Genomic DNA, 17247 nt, shown 5'->3' with positions numbered 1-17247 from the left:
ACGGGGCTGCGGGCTCAGGTCGCCTCGGCGCGGCTCCGCCGGAGCGGGGCGCCGGCTAGTCGGCGCGGGAGATGCTCACCATGTCCTCGCGGGGCACCACCTTGACGCGCTTGCGGGGATTGCCCTGCGCGTCCTGGAGCTCGGCCCCGAGGGCCTGCTCGTGCTCGTCCAGGCTGCGCCAGCCCGACCACGTGGTGTACTCGATGCCGCGTTCGGCCAGCAGATCCTCGATCTGCTTCAGACCGGGGCGCTCGGCCGTGAACTCGCGGTCCTCGAGCACGTGGTTGATGGTCTCCAGGGCGTCGGACTTGGTGGAGCCGATGAGGCCCACCGGGCCGCGCTTGATCCAGCCGGTCGCGTAGAGGCCGGGGACGGTGTTCTCGGTCTCGTCCACCACGCGGCCCTCGACGTTGGTGATCACCCCGCGCAGGGAGTCGAAGCCGACCTCGGGCAGCTCGGAGCCGAAGTAGCCGATCGCGCGGTACACGGCCTGGACCGGGTACTCCTGGATCTGGGTGGTCGGGCGGATGCCGCCGGCGCCGTCGAGCTCGTTGCGCTGCATGCGGAGCGCACAGACCCGGCCCTCGGCGTCGCCCACGAGCTCCGCCGGGGACTGCATGAAGTGCATGTGCAGGCGGCGGGAGGCGGTGCCGGGGTTCTCCCGCTGCTCCTCGCGCCACTTGTTCAGCGTCTTGATCATGGCCTTGATCTGGTTGTTCGACTCGATCGCGGCCTCGGAGGCCTCGTCGAACTCGAAGTCCTCGTCGTAGAGCACGATGTCGACGTCGCGGGACTTCGCCAGCTCCCGCAGCTCCAGCGGGGTGAACTTCATCTGCGCGGGGCCGCGCCGGCCGAAGATGTGGACGTCGGTCACCGGCGACTTCTTCAGCCCCTCGTAGACGTTGTCCGGGATCTCGGTGACCAGGAGGTCCTCGGCGTGCTTGGAGAGCACGCGGGCGACGTCGAGCGCCACGTTGCCGTTGCCGAGCACCGCGACCTCGCGGGCCTCGAGCGGCCACTCGCGGGAGACGTCCGGGTGGCCGTCGTACCAGGCGACGAAGTCGGCGGCCCCGTAGGAGCCCTCCAGCTCGATGCCCGGGATGTGCAGGGAGGCGTCGTAGACCGCGCCGGTGGCGAAGATGACGGCGTCGTAGTGGGCCCGAAGGTCCTCCAGGAGGAGGTCCGTGCCGTACTCGACGTTGCCGAAGAAGCGGATCCTCTCGTTCTCCATGATCTTGTGGAGCGAGGTCACGATCCCCTTGATACGGGGGTGATCCGGGGCGACGCCGTAGCGGATGAGCCCGAACGGCGCGGGGTAGCGATCGTAGATGTCGATGCTGACGTCCACCTCGCCCTCCGCGACGGCATCGGAGCGGCTGAGCAGGTCGGCGGCGTAGACGCCCGCCGGCCCGGAGCCGATGACTGCCACGCGCAGCGGACGCTCGGGGGCTGAAGACACGAGGTTTTTCCTTTCCGTTGACCTCCCCGCGCGGGGAGACAGTCCGTGGACACTGCCATCGATTCTACCCGCGCGGCAACCATCGGTCAGGGTGACCTTAGTAATTCTTCAGGGATCGTCACACGGTCACATGGGAAGCCGCCCCGCTCGGGGACCCCGCGCGCCGGCATCGATGGAGCTGTCCGCGAACACGCACCCTGCGCCCGTCCACAGGCGCCCTGCGCAGCGGCGTGGGGCCCGGGGTTCGCATTATCGTGGTGCCATGACTGCACGCAACCCCGCCCCCCGCACCGACGCCCCCGAGCCGAACGAAGACGAGGTGGCCGGGACGGCCGGTCTGGACGCCTCCGCGATGGACGCCTCCGTGGACCCCGGCGACGACTTCTACCGCTACGTCAACGGCGCCTGGATCGCCGCCCACGAGATCCCCGCCGACCGCGGCATCGACGGCGCCTTCCACCAGCTGCGCGACCTCTCCGAGGAGCGGGTCAGGGACATCATCGCCGACGCCGGCCGGGCCGACCCGGACTCCAAGATCGGCGCACTCTACAACTCCTTCATGGACGAGGAGGCGATCGAGGCCGCCGGGACCGCGCCGCTGGAGCGGGACCTCGCGCTGATCGAGGGAGCTGCGGACTCGGACGCCCTGGCGGACGTGCTCGCGGAGCTGGACGCGAGCGGCGTCGGCAGCCCGGTGGGGGTCTACGTCAACAACGACGCCAAGAACGCCACCGAGTACGTGCCCTACCTGGTGCAGTCCGGGATCGGCCTGCCGGACGAGGAGTACTTCCGGGAGCAGAAGTACGCGGACATCCGCGAGGCCTACCGGGCCCACATCGCGCGGATGCTCGAGCTGACCGGCGCCGCCGAGCGGCTGGGCGCGGATCCCGAGGAGGCCGCCCGCGCGGTCTTCGACCTCGAGACCAAGATCGCCTCCCACCACTGGGACAAGGTGACCTGCCGCGACGCCAACAAGCGCTACAACCCGTACACCCCGCGCGAGCTCGAGGAGTCCTTCCCCGGCTTCCCGTGGCTGCGCTGGATCGAGGGGCTGGGCGGCAGCGAGGAGGCCTTCGGGAAGACCATCGTCTCTCAGCCCTCCTACGCCGAGTCCTTCGCCGGGCTGTGGGCGACCGAGCCGCTGGAGCGCTGGAAGCTGTGGGCCGCCTGGCACGCGGCCCACGCCCGGGCGCCCTTCCTGCCCGACGCCGTCGTGCGGGAGAACTTCGACTTCTACTCCCGGACGCTCACCGGCACCGAACAGATGCGCGAGCGGTGGAAGCGCGGCGTCGGGCTGGTCGAGGGGCTGCTCGGCGAGGAGGTGGGCCGGGAGTACGTCGCCCGGCACTTCCCGCCCGAGCACAAGGAGCGGATGCTCGAGCTGGTGGAGAACCTCATCGAGGCCTACCGCGACTCCATCTCCGCGCTGCCCTGGATGACCCCGGGCACCCGCGAGCGCGCGCTGGAGAAGCTCGCCGCCTTCACCCCCAAGATCGGCTACCCGGAGAGGTGGCGCGACTACTCGGGGCTCCGGATCGGCGCTGACCTGCTGGAGAACGTGCGCGCCGGCAACCGCTTCGAGCACGACTACGAGCTGGGCAAGCTCGGCCAGCCGATCGACCGCGACGAGTGGCACATGACCCCGCAGACGGTCAACGCCTACTACAACCCGGTGATGAACGAGATCGCCTTCCCCGCCGCGATCCTGCAGCCGCCCTTCTTCGACATGGACGCCGACGACGCCGTCAACTACGGCGGCATCGGAGCGGTGATCGGCCACGAGATCGGCCACGGCTTCGACGACCAGGGCTCCAAGTACGACGGCGCGGGCAACCTCCACGACTGGTGGACCGCCGAGGACCTCGAGGAGTTCGAGCAGCGCACCTCCGCCCTGGTGGCCCAGTACTCGGGGTACACGCCCGAGGGCCTGGACCCCGAGCAGGACACGGTCAACGGCGAGCTGACCCTGGGCGAGAACATCGGCGACCTGGGCGGGCTGACGATCACGCTGAAGGCCTACCGCAAGGCGCTTCAGAAGCAGGGTCTGACCATGGAGACGGCCCCCGAGGCGGGCGGGGTGAGCGCGCTGCAGCGGCTGCTCATGAGCTACGCGCAGATCTGGCGCTCCAAGGCCCGGCCGCAGATGGCCCAGCTGTACCTCTCGATGGACCCGCACTCCCCCGCGGAGTTCCGGTGCAACGGGATCGTGCGGAACGTGGACGAGTTCTACGAGGCCTTCGGCGTCGGCCCGGAGCACCAGCTGTGGCTCGCGCCCGAGGAGCGGGTGAGGATCTGGTGAATCGCGGGGAGGGCGGCGTCTGCGTCGTCGGCTCCGTGAGCCGCGACGTCACGGTCGCGGTGCGGAGGTTCCCCGCCCCGGGCGAGACCGTGGTGGGCTCCTCCGTCTCCTACGGGCTGGGCGGCAAGGGGGCCAACCAGGCCGTGGCGGCCGCGCTGACCGGGACGCCGACGACGTTCCTGGGGTGCGTGGGGGACGATTCCGCCGGCTCCTCCCTGCAGGCCTCGCTGGCCGAGCACGGCGTCGGGATCTCCCGTCTGGCGCGGATCCCGGGCATGGACTCGGGCTCCGCGCACATTACGGTCGACGCCGCCGGGGAGAACTCGATCTCGATCGTGCCCGCCGCGAACCTCTCGCTCGGGCGCGAGATGGTCGCTGCGGCCGCGGCGGCCGGGTTCGACGGCGCCCGCGTCGTCGTCGCCCAGGGCGAGATCCCCGTGGAGACGATCGAGGCGACCGTCCGCGCCGTGGGCCGGTGCCGCCGGGTCCGGATGGTGCTGAACCTGGCGCCCGCCGCCGAGGTCTCGGGGCGGGCGCTCGGGGCCGTGGACGTGCTCGTGGTCAACGAGTCGGAGGCCGCGGCCGTGCTCGCCCGCCACGCCGGCGGGACGGAAGCGGGCGGCCCGGTGGCGGGCGGGGACGGATCCGCCGCCGCGCAGGCCAGGGCCCTGACGGCGATCGCCCCCGCCGTCGTGGTGACCCTCGGGGCCCGGGGCTCGCTCGCGGCCGTGCGCGAGGCCGAGGAGGTCCTGGAGATCCCGGCGACGCCGGTGGCCGAGGTGCTCGACACCACCGGGGCCGGCGACGCCTTCGTCGGCGTGCTCTGCGCGGCGCTGGCCCGGCGGCTGGACGAGGCCGAGGACCCGGGGGACGAGCCCCTCGGATGCGAGCTCCTCGGCGCCTGCGCGCGCATCGCCGGGCGTGAGGTGGGGCGGGTGGTGGGCAGGAGGGGAGCCTCCTCCTCGTACACCTCGTTCAGCCTGGAGGAAGCCGGGGACTCGGCGGGCTGAGCCCGGGGCGCCCTCTGGGACGTCGGGACGGCCCGTCGCCCAGAGGGCACGCGCCCCTCCCCGTCAGCGCTCGATGCGCAGGGCGTCGATGTCCGTCTGGGCCTCCTGGAGGGCCTCCGCCACGGAGGCCAGCCGCTTCTCCAGGGTGTGGATGCGGCTGGTCAGCTCGTCGACCCTCGTCTCGAGGTCGGTGGTCGATGCGTTCTCTTCGGTGCTCATCCCTCGTTCCCTTCCTCATCCTCGGCGGAGGAGCCGGAGCACACCACGGGGCAGGGCGTTCCCGCCCTCGCCCGCCATGGCACTGCTCAACCCTGTGATTCCGCCGTTCCTTCTCTCACCGGGCGTCGGATCCTCTCCTCCGCGGGAGGGACGTCAGTGCGCCTCTCCCCAGTAGCCGAGGAGCGAGGCCCCTGCCGGGGCGACGTTCTCCTCGGCCTCCGGCAGGGGGTAGTCCAGCTCGGGGGCCTCGTAGCGGGGGTGCGGGTGCGGACGATTCACGATGCTGCCTCCTTCAAAGCCGCTCGGAGCCGAGCGTTCTCATCTTCCAGGGCCATGACCCGGGCGACGCCCCGCAGGTTCAGTCCGTCGCCCACCAGGACGATGATGCGTTCGATGCGGTGGATGTCGTACGAGCTGTAGCGCCGGGTACCGCCTCGAGTCCGCTCGGGATCGATCAGGCCGCGCTGCTCGTACTGCCGCAGGGTCTGCACCCCGGTCCCCGTGAGCTCGGCGGCCACCGAGATCCCGTAGATGCCCTGCCGGGCCCCGGGGCCTTCAGGATATGCCGCCATCTCTTCTCCTGATTCCTGTTCGGGGGTCTTGTCGCATCTGCATCATGGTGCTACATATTATCTACATCAGGTGATAGAGATTCAAGGTCGCCTGATGCAGCAGTTCCGATCGCATCCGCAGACAGTTGATTCGGAGAAGGTGATTGAGAATGTTGATGCGAACCGATCCATTCCGTGATCTCGAGCGCTTGTCGCAGCAGTTCTTCGGGACCCACGGGACCACCGCGCACCCGACGATGATGCCCATGGACGCGTGGCGCGAGGACGGCGTCTTCCGGGTGGAGCTGGACCTGCCCGGCGTCGACCCCGAGACGATCGAGCTCGACGTGGAGCGCAACGTGGTCACCGTCGAGGCCCACCGCTCCAGCCCCGAGCAGGCCAAGGACCTCATCACGGCGGAACGGCCCCGCGGGGTCTTCAGGCGGCAGCTGATCCTGGGCGACGGCCTGGACACCTCGAAGATCGAAGCCGCCTACGACGCCGGGGTGCTCGGGCTGAAGATCCCGGTGGCCGAGCAGGCCAAGCCACGGAAGATCCAGATCCAGACCGGCTCCGCCGGCGCACGGGACGCCATCGGCGCCTAGGAGGCGCCGATGCTCCTCGACAGCACCTGCATCGTCGACGACGGCGTCGACCGGCGGTTCTGGGAGATGGTCCTCTCCGATGCCCGTCTCCTGGAGCTGGAGGAGGTAGACGAGGGCGGGGCCGCCCCTCCCGTCCGTCGCCGCATGGGCCGCGGGACCGACGGGCCCGCCTCCTCGCGCGTCGCGCTGGGTCCGGCGCGGCCCGCGGGGTCCGGCAGAGGGCGGGCTCCGACGCCTCCCCCGCCCCATGAACGATCTCCGCCTCGATGAGCCGCCCATGGATCTTCCTCCCGGAACACAGCAGCCCCTCGCCGCATCCGCTGCGGCGAGGGGCTTTCGCGTGCCCTCCTCTTCCGGAGGAGCGGATTCCGCTATCCCCAGGGGCAGGATGCATCAAAGTACCGGTGGAACGGGATCCCGGCGCTGGTTCCGCCGCCGGCCTCCTGAGAGCCTCGAGGGGTGGCTGCGCGCCCGGGCTGGTCCGGACGCGGCCGCGCCGCCCCCGCGGGGGACGATCCGTACGAAGGAGTGCCCGTGATCCTCGGCATGCCCAAGCGCCTGCTCTTCGGCTACATCGCCCTGGCCGTCTTCATGGCCGGCGACGGCTTCGACCTGACCTTCCTCTCCCGCTACCTCGTGGTGGAGCACGGCTTCACCGGCACCCAGGCCGGGATGGTCTTCACGATCTACGGCTTCGTCGTCGCGGTCTCCGCGTGGACCACCGGCGTGCTGGCCGAGACCTTCGGCGCCAAGCGCCTCATGCTGCTCGGCGGCGTCCTGTGGATCGGGCTGCACCTGCTGTTCGTGACCGCGGGGCTGACCAGCCCCGGCGCCGCGATGCTGACCTACGGGCTGCGCGGCGTCGCCTACCCGCTGTTCATGTACTCCTTCGTGGTGCTCATCGCCCAGAGCGTGGAGCCCGGCCGGCTCGCCTCCGCGATGGGCTGGTTCTGGGCCGCGTTCTCGGTCGGGCTGGGCTCGCTCGGCGCCTTCATCCCGACGCTGACCATCCCGCTCGTGGGCGAGCTGGGGACGCTCTGGCTGGCGCCGGCGCTCGTGGGAATCGGTACTCTCATGTGCCTGTTCCTGGTTCCGGGGCCGCCGCCGGAGGAGGACCTCTCGCGCCGGCTGAGCGGGGCCGCCCGGGGACGGGAGCTGCTGCGCGGCGTCACGATCCTCGCCGAGCGGCCGCAGATCTCCCTGGCCGTGGTCATCCGCATCCTGTGCAACATCACCCTCTACGGCTTCCCGATGATGATGCCGCTCTACCTGACCGGCCAGCTCGACGACTCGCGGCCCTGGTTCAGCCAGGCCGAGTGGATGAGCCTCTGGGCGATCATGAACACCATCACGATCGTGGCCAACATCGTCTGGGGACGCCTCGGCGACCGCTACGGGTGGATGCGGCAGATGCGCTGGTTCGGCTTCGGCGGCATGGCCCTGGCAGCCCTGGCCTTCGGCTACATCCCGCACCTGTTCGGCGGCAGCTACGTCGCGATGCTGGTCGCCGCCGTGGTCTTCGCCTGCTCCGTCACCGCCTTCGTCCCCATGGGCGCCATCTTCCCGGCCCTCGCGCCCGAGCACCGCGGCGCAGCGATCTCCGCCCACAACCTCGCCTCGGGGCTGACCACGTTCATCGGACCGGGCATCGCGACGCTGTTCCTCCCGCTCCTCGGCTCCCTCGGCGTCATCTGGGTCTACGCCGGGCTCTTCCTGCTCGGCACGGTGGTCACCTTCTTCATCCGGCCCCCGCAGCCCGGCATCACCGACGAGCACGGCAGGCCCCTGCCCGCCCGGGAGCGGGCCGCCGCGCGCCGGGGGTCCTCGGTGCTCGCCTAGGGCGGCCGCCCCGGGTGCGGCCCGCTCCGGACATCGTCCGTCCCGGGCGACGTCCGCTCTGGACGCCGTCCGCCGCCCCTCCTCGATCCTCGCCCCCCTCTCCCAGCCACCCCTCCCGGCCGCCGCCCGGAGGCACCGGCCCATCGCTATCGACCCCAACCCGGCGGGCCCGCCCGCGGAAAGGACCCCATCATGACCGAGACCGTCCAGGCAGTCGTCCTGCAGGAGAAGGGCCGCATCACCGTCGAGGACGTCCCCGCCCCGGGGGCTCCCGGCCCCGGCGAGGTGCGCATCCGCATGCACACCGTGGGCATCTGCGGATCCGACGTCCACTACTACACCGACGGGAGGGTCGGCCCCTTCGTCGTCGAGGAGCCGATGATCCTGGGGCACGAGGGCTCCGGGACCGTGCTCGAGGTGGGTGACGGCGTCGAGCACCTGGTCCCCGGCGACCGGGTCTGCATGGAGCCGGGGATCCCCGATCCGCGCTCCCGTGCTTCCCGCGAGGGCATCTACAACGTGGACCCGGCCGTGCGGTTCTGGGCCACGCCGCCGGTGGACGGCTGCCTCGTCGAGGAGGTCCTGCACCCGGCCGAGTACGTCTTCAGGCTGCCCGACTGCCTCTCCTACGCCGAGGGCGCGCTGATCGAGCCGTTCGCGGTGGGGATGCAGGCGGCCACCAAGGCGCGGCTCGCCCCGGGCGACGTCGCGGCGGTGGTCGGCTGCGGGACCATCGGGATCGTGACCGCCCTGGCGGCGCTGGCCGGCGGGGCGAGCCGGGTGTACGTCAGCGACGTCGCGCGGGAGAAGCTCGCGCTGGTGGAGGGGATCGAGGGGATCGTGCCCGTCGACGCCTCGGAGGAGGACCTCGGCGAGCGGATCCGCCGGGAGACCGGCGGGTGGGGGCCGCAGGCGGTCTTCGAGGCCTCGGGGGCCGCGGGGGCCTACCGCGGGCTGTGGGAGCTGCCGGCGCCCGGCGGGGCGCTCGTCGTCGTCGGCATCCCGGCGGATCCGGTGCCCTTCGACGTCGCGGCCGCTCAGACGCGCGAGCTGCGGATCGAGACGGTCTTCCGCTACGCCAACGTGTACCAGAAGGCGATCGACCTGGCCGCCGGGGATACGGTGGACCTGTCCCGGCTGGTCACCGAGACCTACTCGCTCGAGGACGCGGTGGCCGCCTTCGAGCGGGGGGCCGAGGGGCGCCCCACCGACACGAAGATCCAGATCAGGGTCTGACCCAGGAGGGAACCATGGCCGTTCCGGTGCACGAGGGCCCCGTCCCGGCCGGAGCCGGGCCGGCGCGGACCGGCTCAGACCCCGCCGGAGCCGGCCGATTCGGGGCCGCCGAGCGGGAGCTCGTGCCGCTGGACTCGGCGAGCGGGCTGCGCTGGTTCCAGCACGACTACCCACACCCCCTGGGCCGCTGGCACCACCACCCGGAGATCGAGATCCACCTGATCACCGCCTCCACCGGTACCGCGCACATCGGCACGGCCGTGCGGGTCTTCGAGCCCGGCAGCCTCTACCTCGTGGGCAGCGGGCTCCCCCACCACTGGGTGAGCCCGCTGCCCCCGGACGAGACGGTGCGGGGCCGGGACATGCTACTGCAGATCGATCCGATGCTGCCGGAGCGGCTGGCGGCCCTGCTGCCGGCCCTCGGGGTCCTGGACGGGCTGCTCGCCGACGCCGCCCACGGCGTCGAGTTCACCGGTGCCACCCGCGAGCGGGCCGCCCGGGTCCTCGCCTCCATGCGCGGCACCACCGGCATGGAACGCTTCGCCGCCGCGCTGACGCTGCTGAGCGTCCTGGTCGCGGCGCCGCGGGAGGAGCGGGAGATCATCGACCCGCACCACGCCGCCCGCGCCCTGCCGCGGGACGAGAGCGAGACCTTCGACCGCGCCCTGCGCTACGTGTACGAGCACCTGGCGGGACCGCTGCGCCTGGGCGACGTCGCTGAGCACCTCACGATGTCACGCTCCGGCGTCTCGCGCCTGTTCACCCGGGCGACGTCGGTCGGCTTCTCCCGCACCGTGACCCGCCTGCGGGTGACCGAGGCGTGCAGGCTGCTGCGCACGACCGACCTTCCCGTGGCCGAGGTCTGCTGGGCAGCCGGGTTCGCCAACCTCTCGAACTTCAACCGCCGCTTCCGGGAGGAGACGGGGAGCACACCGCGGGAGTACCGGCGGACGCGGGGAGGCTAGAGGCCGATGAGCGGAGCCGGCACCGCTCGCGGTCGGCCGGCTGGAAGGGGATGCCCGTCAGAGAGAGGTAGAGCTGCACGAGCATCTCCCGCTCCTCCGCGTCCTCGGCCCGGGCCAGCTTCCGCGCGATGTTGATGGTCGAGCCCAGGAGGATCTGGACCTCGGCGATCCGGGCGCTGCCGCGCAGGCCGGGGGTGAGCATGGCGGGATAGTCCCTGAGGATCCTCATCCTCAGCGCCTCGGTGAATTCCCCGATCAGCTCGGCGACGTCGGGCATGAACAATGATTCGGATTCGAAGACTATCTCATATGCCGAGCTGTGCTCACGGGCGAAATCCATGAACGCCTTGAGCAGGGAGAGCGCGCCGCCGACATCGCTCTTCGCCCCAGGGTCCATGCCGTCGAGGATTTCCAGGAACCCCTCGGAGTGCACTGTGACGATCTTTTCATAGATCTCCGCCTTGCTGCTGAAATACCTGTACACCATGGGCTTGGAGACCCCGCAGCGGCGGGCGACCTCGTCCATCGACGCCGAGCCATACCCCACTTCCGCGAACAGCTCCACAGACGCGAGAATGATTCTTCGGGACATCTCGCATCGATTGACCGTATTCCGCCTGGGCATCTATTCGAACCTTTCCGAATTATCACGATGAGACCCCGCGAGTGAGGCGACATCCCATCTCGCCTCACTTCCGAAAGGGTCCCGTCTATAATTAGTTACCACTCGGTCATGGTCCGGACCAACGATTCCCGCCCCTTAATGGCGATTATCACACGGGGCCTCCCTTCACATTCCGGACGACGGATCGGTCTGCTGTATATCGAGCGCGACGCCGCGCAGGACGGCCTCCGGGCCACGAGGCGGATGGGGTACCGTGGCCTCGACGGCCGCCATGGCCGCCTCCCGCTGCGCCCGGTACGAGGCGCTCATCGACCGCGAAGCCGTCCGCGGGCTCTCAGCCGAGCGAGGATCCGCAGCGAGGACCCCTCCGCGAGAACTGGAGCTGCCCAGATGACCGAGACGACGATGTTCCCCGAGGGCTTCCTGTGGGGCGGGGCGACCGCCGCCAACCAGGTCGAGGGCGGGTACGCCGAGGGCGGCAAGGGCCTCTCGGTCCAGGATGTGCTCCCCCACGGCGGCATCGGCTCCCCGCGCAGCCGGCGCCCGACGCCCGAGAACCTCAAGCTCGAGGCCGTGGACTTCTACCACCGCTACGCCGAGGACATCGCCCTGTTCGCGCGCATGGGCTTCAAGACCTACCGGTTCTCCATCGCCTGGAGCCGCATCTTCCCCCGCGGCGACGAGGCCGAGCCGAACGAGGAGGGCCTGGCCTTCTACGACCGGGTGCTCGACGAGCTCGAGCGGCACGGCATCGAGCCCCTGGTCACCATCTCCCACTACGAGACGCCGCTGCACCTCGCGGAGGCCTACGACGGCTGGACGAGCCGGGAGCTCATCGGCTTCTACGAGCGCTACGCCCGCGTCCTGCTCGAGCGCTACGGCTCCCGGGTCACCTACTGGCTCACCTTCAACGAGATCAACTCCCTGCTGCACGCGCCCTTCATGAGCGGCGGCATCGACACCCCGCGGGAGGAGCTCTCCGAGCAGGCGCTGTACCAGGCGATGCACCACGAGCTCGTGGCCAGCGCCCGGGTCACCCGGATGGCCCGGGAGGTCGCCCCCGCCGCGCGGATCGGCTGCATGGTCCTCTCGATGCCGGTCTACCCGCTCACCCCCGACCCCGCGGACGCCCTCTCCGTGATGCAGGCCGACCACCGGAACCTCGTCTACGGCGACGTGCACGTCCGCGGCCGGTACCCGGGGTACTTCCTGCGCACGCTGCGCGAGGAGGGGATCGAGCTGGAGATCACCGAGCAGGACCGCGAGGACCTGACCCACACGGTCGACTTCGTCTCCTTCAGCTACTACATGAGCGTGTGCGAGAGCGCCGACCCGGAGCGCCGGGAGCCGGGGCGGGGCAACATCCTGGGCGGCATCCCCAACCCCGCCCTCGAGGCCAGCGAATGGGGATGGCAGATCGACCCGGTGGGGCTGCGCCTGGTCCTGAACCAGTTCTGGGACCGGTGGCAGAAGCCGCTGTTCATCGTCGAGAACGGCCTGGGCGCCAAGGACGAGCTGGTGGAGGTCGACGGCGTGAGGACCGTGCTCGACGACTACCGCATCTCCTACCTCAGGGACCACCTGCTGCAGGTCGGCGAGGCGATCCGGGACGGCGTCGAGGTCCTGGGCTACACCGCGTGGGGCTGCATCGACCTGGTCAGTGCGAGCACCGCCCAGCTGAGCAAGCGCTACGGCTTCATCTACGTGGACCGCGACGACGACGGCGGCGGGACGCTGGAGCGCTACCCCAAGAAGTCCTTCGACTGGTACGCCGAGGTCATCCGCACCAACGGGGCGTCGCTCACGGAGTAGGGGCGCCCCGCGCCGGGGACCAGCTCAGACGCGGGCGGAGGCGCGGCGGGTGCCGCCGGCCACCGGCCTCTATCGGCGGGCCGTCCCCGCCCTCAGTCCAGCTCGGCCCCGCGGCGCTCCGGGACGGCGAACATGGTGAGGAAGGCCAGGACGTAGATCGCCGGCAGCAGGGCCAGCGCGAAGGGGAAGCCGTGGGCGGCCGCCACGGCCCCGATGACCGCCGGCGCCAGCCCGCCGATGCCGCGGCCGATGTTGAACAGCACGTTCTGCGCGGTGGCGCGGACCGCCGTCGGGTACAGCTCGGCCATCAGCGCGCCGTAGCCGCCGATCATGCCGTTGGCGAAGATGCCCATCACGAACCCGCCCAGCAGCAGCGCCGTCGCCTCGCTGAGCTGGCTGTAGGCCAGGACGCTCAGCGCGGCGCCGGCCTGGAAGATCCAGAAGGCCGGGCGGCGGCCGAACCGGTCGGCGATGTACCCGAAGACCACGATCCCGAAGGCCATCCCCAGCACCGTCACGGCGGTCCACAGGGAGGAGCTGGTCAGCCCCAGTCCCATCTGCTCGCTGAGGTAGCGCGGCAGCCAGGTGATGATGCCGAAGTACCCGAAGTTCTGCACCGAGGTCAGCACGATCATGGCCACCGAGATGCGCACGGTCCGGGCGTCCTTGAAGAGCTCCCCCACCCGCCTCAGGCCCAGGCCCCGGGTCTGCCCGGCCTGCTCCGCGTGCTCGATGAAGCGCGGGGACTCCTCGAGCTTGGCGCGGATGACGACGGCGATCAGGGCGGGCAGCGCGCCCACCGCGAAGAGCCCGCGCCAGCCGAAGGCGGCGATGATCGGCGCCGAGGCGAGCGCGGCCGCGAGCACCCCCACCTGGAAGCCGATGCCGACCCACGACGTCGCCCGCGCCCGGTGCCGCGCCGAGACGGCCTCCGCCGCGAGCGTCATCCCGATGCCGAACTCGCCGCCGATCCCGATCCCCGCGATGAACCGCAGGACCGCCAGCGACTCGTAGTTCGGGGCGAAGCAGGCCAGCCCCGTGAACACGGCGAAGAGGATCACCGAGTACGTCAGCACCTTGACCCGGCCCAGCCGGTCGCTGGCGACGCCGAAGACGACGCCGCCCAGCACCGCGCCCCACAGCGTGTAGGTGGCCAGGGCCCCGGCCTGCACGTCGTCGATCCCGAAGGAGGTGATGATCCCGCCGAGCGCGAAGCTCAGGATGAGCAGGTCGAAGCCGTCCAGGCCGTAGCCCACGGCCGAGGCGAGGACCGCCCTGCGCCCGTACCGGCCCATGCCGCGGCCGGGCGCCTCGGCGGTCCCGGCCTCCTGTGATGATGCCGCGCCGCTCAAATCGCCACGGGCTCCCCGCGGGTCGGGGCGAGGGCGTCGTTCCGGTGCCGCCACACGGCCCACAGCCACAGGCAGACGAAGAGGAACAGGCACAGGATCGGGATCGCCGAGACGACCAGCGGCACCGTGTCGATGTAGTCGAGGTACTCCGTCGAGCCGTAGAGGGCGACGCCGATCCACATCGGCGAGATGTACAGCCCCGCCAGGCCCACCCAGGCCAGGACCATCGCGATCCTGCGCTGCGGGCCCGGCCGGGAGAACAGCCACGGGACGGCGTCGACCCAGACCGCGGCCGCGATCAGCGGCAGCCACGTGTTGTGGTGCGACCAGGAGATCGGGGACATCTGCAGCATCAGGAAGGCCGTCAGGGCGACGACGGACATCCGCATCCCGCGCCTCTCCAGCGCGGGGATGGCCGCGGCGACCCCCACCAGCAGCACGAGGATCAGCACGTACATGAGGACCTTGAGCACGTCGCCGGTCACGCCGAAGTGCATGAGCCAGCCTTGGATCGAGATGTTGTCCAGGTAGTTGATGTTGCCCACCCGCGAGGGGTCGGAGACCGCGTGGGTCCAGAACTCTACCGCCTGGCGCGGCAGCAGCAGGAAGCCGAGTCCCACGGTCGCCGCGAAGGTGATCCCGAGGGTGATCACGCCCTTGACGTCCTTGCGCATCAGCAGGATCAGGCCGAAGGCCAGCGGGGTGAGCTTGATGCCGCCGGCGATGCCGATGAACAGCCCGCGCGGCACGCGGGTCGCCGGGCGGACCAGGTCCCACAGGACCAGGAGCATGATCAGCGGGTTGATCTGGACCAGGCCGAGGCCGCGCCGCCACGGGCCGGAGAAGCAGATCAGGGCGGTGAGCAGGGCGATCGTCGTCGTGCGGCCCAGCCTGTCCTGCAGGGGCAGCATCCGGCCCCGGGCGTTGGCGTAGTCGACGATCAGCGTCGAGATCCACCAGGCCACCGCCATCGACAGCAGCACCATGAACGCGACGCCGACCTGCGGGGGCACGAAGGCGAAGGGCAGCAGCACCAGCGCGGCGAAGGGCGGGTAGGTGAAGGGCAGGTAGGAGTCGGCGGTGAGCTGGATGAGGTTGCGCTCGTAGAGGTCCACGTCCATGCCGTCGTTGCCGAAGATCGTGGCGGCGCCGGCGCGGTAGACGGTGAAGTCCAGGCCGCCGACCGTCAGGGCGTGGACGAGCTGACCGCCCAGCACGGCGACGACGACGATCCAGGCCACGACCTGCCACGCGCGGCGCGGGGTCGTCTCGGATGCGGGGGCGGGAGCGGCGGAGGCGGGGCTCAACGGTCGCCCTCGCGGCGGGACTCGGCCCGGGCGTCGGCGGCGGGGGCGTCGGACTCGGCGGGCCGGCCGGTCCCGGCGGACTCCTCGGCCTCGGCGGACGCACTGGTCCCGGCAGATGCGCCGGCGCCGGCGGGCGCGCCGGCGCCGGCGGCCTCATCCGTCCCGGTGCCAGCGGCGGGCGCGTCCCCGCGCTCCGCGGCGGAGGGGGCGGCCTCGCCCTTGGGCGTGGCCACCAGGTGGGTGGGGCCGGCGCCGGCGACCCGGCGACGACGCCGCGGTGCCTTGCCCGCCTTCTCGGCCTTGGCCTTCTTGGGCATGGCCGTGATCCGCAGCGCCACGGTGACGGCGAGCAGCGCGAACGCCGCGTAGTAGATGATCGGCTGCGGGTACAGCGCGAAGATGGTGCCGATCTGGCCCACGGCGCTCAGGATGAGCAGCAGGAACCCCAGCACGGTGATCACCACGTGCGTGCGCTCGAAGCGCTCGGAGTCCTTCGTCCGGAAGCCCAGGTAGATCGCCATCAGGGCGAAGAGGATCGGGAAGAAGATCTGCCCCGAGATGGTGATGGCATCCGCGAAGTACGCGAACTGGCCCAGGGCTTGGATGACGGCCGCGGCGGCGAGGGTCAGGGACGCTGGCAGAGATTTCACGCAGGCCAGTCTATCGGCCTCACGCGGTGATGAAGTACGTCAGCACCGCGATGACGAACACGGTCCCGGCCGCGAGCCCGCACGCCAGCTCGACGAGCAGCCCCAGCCCCGCCGCCTTGAGCGCGGCCCACGAGGAGTCCAGCGCCAGCCGGGCGTCCCGCTGCCGGCTGAGCTCGAAGAGGAACAGCCCCACGGCGAACCCCAGGATCAGCCCGAACACGGGCAGCACGAACATGCCGACGACGGCGCCCAGCGCCCCGAAGAGCAGCGATCGGTTGGGGATCCTCCGCCGCTTCATGGCCCGCCCGGTGAGCAGCAGGCTCGCCGAGAGGCCGATGGCCGAGAGCCCTCCGCCCAGCCCGAGCATCCACCACCCCTCCGGCGCCTGCACCACGACGGCGAAGACCACGGCCGCGGCGATGATGAACACGGAGCCGGGCAGGACGGGGAAGATGATCCCCAGGAGCCCGATGACGATGAGGACGGCGGCGACGATGGTCGCGATGATCGCGGCGGTCATGGGACCATGCTACGCGGCTGATACGCGGCGGGCCGGGTCATGCGGCGTCTCGCAGGGCGGGATATCGCTGGCGCGCGGGGGCCGCCGCGGTACCCTGTCCACGATGATGAGTTCGCCGAACAGCTCCGAGGGGACCGCCTCCCCTCGCCCGACGGGAGAACGGAACGAACCCGGCACGTCCGGGGGCGGCGTCGTGCGCGGGATCCTGGACCATTGGCAGGTCCTCGGTGCGCTGGCGCTGCTGCTGGTCGGGGCGGTCGGGCTGTGGGCCGAGGACGGGACGCGACGCTGCGAGGTCGTGCTGGGCACCGAGCCGATACCGGACGACCTGCAGGACGACGTCGAGGCCGCCTCCGAGGAGTCGGGCTTCCCCGTCTCGGTCCTGGCAGCCCAGCTGGAGGCGGAGAGCAGCTGGAACCCCGAGGCGCACTCGCGCGCCGGGGCGATGGGCATCGCCCAGTTCACCCAGGACACCTGGGACATCTGGGGCGCCGGAGATCCTCTGGACGAGGAGGACGCCATCGCCGCCCAGGGGCGCTACATGAGCTTCCTGCGCGAGGAGCTGGAGCCCCTCGCCGACTCGGAGGACGAGCTCACCCGGTACGCGCTGGCGGGTTACAACGCCGGTCCCAACGCCGTGACGGACGCGGGCGGGATCCCGCCCTACGCCGAGACGGAGAAGTACGTCGAGCGCATCCAGGACCTCGCGGCGAGCAAGTACACGACCAGCTGCCGCTGAGGTCCGGCGCGGGGTGCGCCCGGTCCCGCGCCGGCGCAGCGCCGACCGGGGTTCGCCTC

Annotated in this window: 17 protein-coding genes; 8 read left to right on the top strand and 9 right to left on the bottom strand. The window is 71.1% G+C overall.

Going from position 1 to position 17247, the window contains the following annotated elements:
- Window positions 1-55: 55 nt before the first annotated feature.
- The gene (locus tag EWV39_RS12540) at window positions 56-1459 is read right to left on the bottom strand and encodes an FAD-dependent oxidoreductase (protein WP_129660886.1); all 1404 of its coding nucleotides are present in this window, start codon (window positions 1457-1459) and stop codon (window positions 56-58) included.
- A 262-nt stretch (window positions 1460-1721) separates the two neighbouring features.
- Between EWV39_RS12540 and EWV39_RS12535 the strand changes: the two genes are divergently transcribed.
- Entirely contained in the window at window positions 1722-3758 is a 2037-nt protein-coding gene (locus tag EWV39_RS12535; RefSeq protein WP_129660883.1) for a M13 family metallopeptidase, read from the top strand.
- On the top strand, window positions 3755-4768 hold the full coding sequence (locus EWV39_RS12530; RefSeq protein ID WP_202864936.1) for a ribokinase: 1014 nt from the start codon (window positions 3755-3757) through the stop codon (window positions 4766-4768). The genes EWV39_RS12535 and EWV39_RS12530 overlap by 4 nt, the downstream gene beginning before the upstream one ends.
- 63 nt (window positions 4769-4831) lie before the next feature.
- On the opposite strand, the gene EWV39_RS13840 is transcribed toward EWV39_RS12530, so the two are convergent.
- The 3 genes from EWV39_RS13840 to EWV39_RS12525 form a co-directional block, all read right to left on the bottom strand.
- Window positions 4832-4987 (bottom strand): hypothetical protein, encoded by a 156-nt coding sequence (locus EWV39_RS13840; protein WP_165313309.1) that lies wholly within the window; start codon window positions 4985-4987, stop codon window positions 4832-4834.
- A gap of 153 nt (window positions 4988-5140) precedes the next feature.
- Window positions 5141-5266, bottom strand: coding sequence for a hypothetical protein (locus EWV39_RS14255; protein WP_272947843.1), 126 nt, complete (start codon window positions 5264-5266; stop codon window positions 5141-5143).
- The gene (locus EWV39_RS12525; protein ID WP_129660880.1) at window positions 5263-5559 is read right to left on the bottom strand and encodes a MerR family transcriptional regulator; all 297 of its coding nucleotides are present in this window, start codon (window positions 5557-5559) and stop codon (window positions 5263-5265) included. The genes EWV39_RS14255 and EWV39_RS12525 overlap by 4 nt, the downstream gene beginning before the upstream one ends.
- A gap of 149 nt (window positions 5560-5708) precedes the next feature.
- Between EWV39_RS12525 and EWV39_RS12520 the strand changes: the two genes are divergently transcribed.
- From EWV39_RS12520 to EWV39_RS12505, 4 genes are all read left to right on the top strand, one after another.
- Window positions 5709-6143, top strand: coding sequence for an Hsp20/alpha crystallin family protein (locus tag EWV39_RS12520; RefSeq protein WP_129660876.1), 435 nt, complete (start codon window positions 5709-5711; stop codon window positions 6141-6143).
- A gap of 534 nt (window positions 6144-6677) precedes the next feature.
- On the top strand, window positions 6678-7982 hold the full coding sequence (locus tag EWV39_RS12515; RefSeq protein WP_165313307.1) for an MFS transporter: 1305 nt from the start codon (window positions 6678-6680) through the stop codon (window positions 7980-7982).
- Between the two features lie 192 nt (window positions 7983-8174).
- Window positions 8175-9218, top strand: coding sequence for an NAD(P)-dependent alcohol dehydrogenase (locus EWV39_RS12510; protein WP_129660874.1), 1044 nt, complete (start codon window positions 8175-8177; stop codon window positions 9216-9218).
- A 14-nt stretch (window positions 9219-9232) separates the two neighbouring features.
- Window positions 9233-10183, top strand: a complete 951-nt coding sequence (locus tag EWV39_RS12505; protein ID WP_129660871.1) for an AraC family transcriptional regulator — start codon at window positions 9233-9235, stop codon at window positions 10181-10183.
- On the opposite strand, the gene EWV39_RS12500 is transcribed toward EWV39_RS12505, so the two are convergent.
- The gene (locus EWV39_RS12500) at window positions 10116-10808 is read right to left on the bottom strand and encodes a TetR/AcrR family transcriptional regulator (RefSeq protein WP_129660868.1); all 693 of its coding nucleotides are present in this window, start codon (window positions 10806-10808) and stop codon (window positions 10116-10118) included. The two genes, EWV39_RS12505 and EWV39_RS12500, sit on opposite strands and share 68 nt — an antisense overlap.
- A 390-nt stretch (window positions 10809-11198) precedes the next feature.
- Between EWV39_RS12500 and EWV39_RS12495 the strand changes: the two genes are divergently transcribed.
- Window positions 11199-12620, top strand: coding sequence for a glycoside hydrolase family 1 protein (locus EWV39_RS12495; RefSeq protein ID WP_129660865.1), 1422 nt, complete (start codon window positions 11199-11201; stop codon window positions 12618-12620).
- A gap of 92 nt (window positions 12621-12712) precedes the next feature.
- Here EWV39_RS12495 and EWV39_RS12490 read toward each other — a convergent pair whose 3' ends face one another.
- The 4 genes from EWV39_RS12490 to EWV39_RS12475 are packed head-to-tail and all read right to left on the bottom strand — an operon-like array spanning window position 12713 to window position 16449.
- A complete protein-coding gene (locus tag EWV39_RS12490) occupies window positions 12713-13972 on the bottom strand; it encodes an MFS transporter (RefSeq protein WP_238148342.1) in 1260 nt (419 codons plus the stop codon).
- A complete protein-coding gene (locus EWV39_RS12485) occupies window positions 13969-15279 on the bottom strand; it encodes a glycosyltransferase 87 family protein (RefSeq protein WP_238148341.1) in 1311 nt (436 codons plus the stop codon). Before EWV39_RS12485 ends, EWV39_RS12490 begins: the two co-directional genes overlap by 4 nt.
- Window positions 15276-15929 carry a hypothetical protein gene (locus EWV39_RS13905; RefSeq protein WP_193554716.1) on the bottom strand — a complete coding sequence of 218 codons (654 nt, stop codon included), beginning with the start codon at window positions 15927-15929 and terminating at the stop codon, window positions 15276-15278. The genes EWV39_RS12485 and EWV39_RS13905 overlap by 4 nt, the downstream gene beginning before the upstream one ends.
- Before the next feature lie 19 nt (window positions 15930-15948).
- Entirely contained in the window at window positions 15949-16449 is a 501-nt protein-coding gene (locus EWV39_RS12475) for a DUF456 domain-containing protein (RefSeq protein WP_129660862.1), read from the bottom strand.
- 193 nt (window positions 16450-16642) lie between these two features.
- Here EWV39_RS12475 and EWV39_RS12470 point away from each other — a divergent pair, with 193 nt between their 5' ends.
- Complete coding sequence (locus EWV39_RS12470) at window positions 16643-17188, top strand: transglycosylase SLT domain-containing protein (protein WP_165313305.1); 546 nt, start codon at window positions 16643-16645, stop codon at window positions 17186-17188.
- The last annotated feature ends 59 nt before the right edge of the window (window positions 17189-17247 follow it).

Source organism: Rothia halotolerans, from assembly GCF_004136635.1.
In the GTDB taxonomy this organism is placed as follows: Bacteria; Actinomycetota; Actinomycetes; order Actinomycetales; family Micrococcaceae; genus Rothia; species Rothia halotolerans.
Note: the sequence above shows the minus strand (reverse complement) of the source record. Positions and strands in the feature narration are given on the sequence as shown.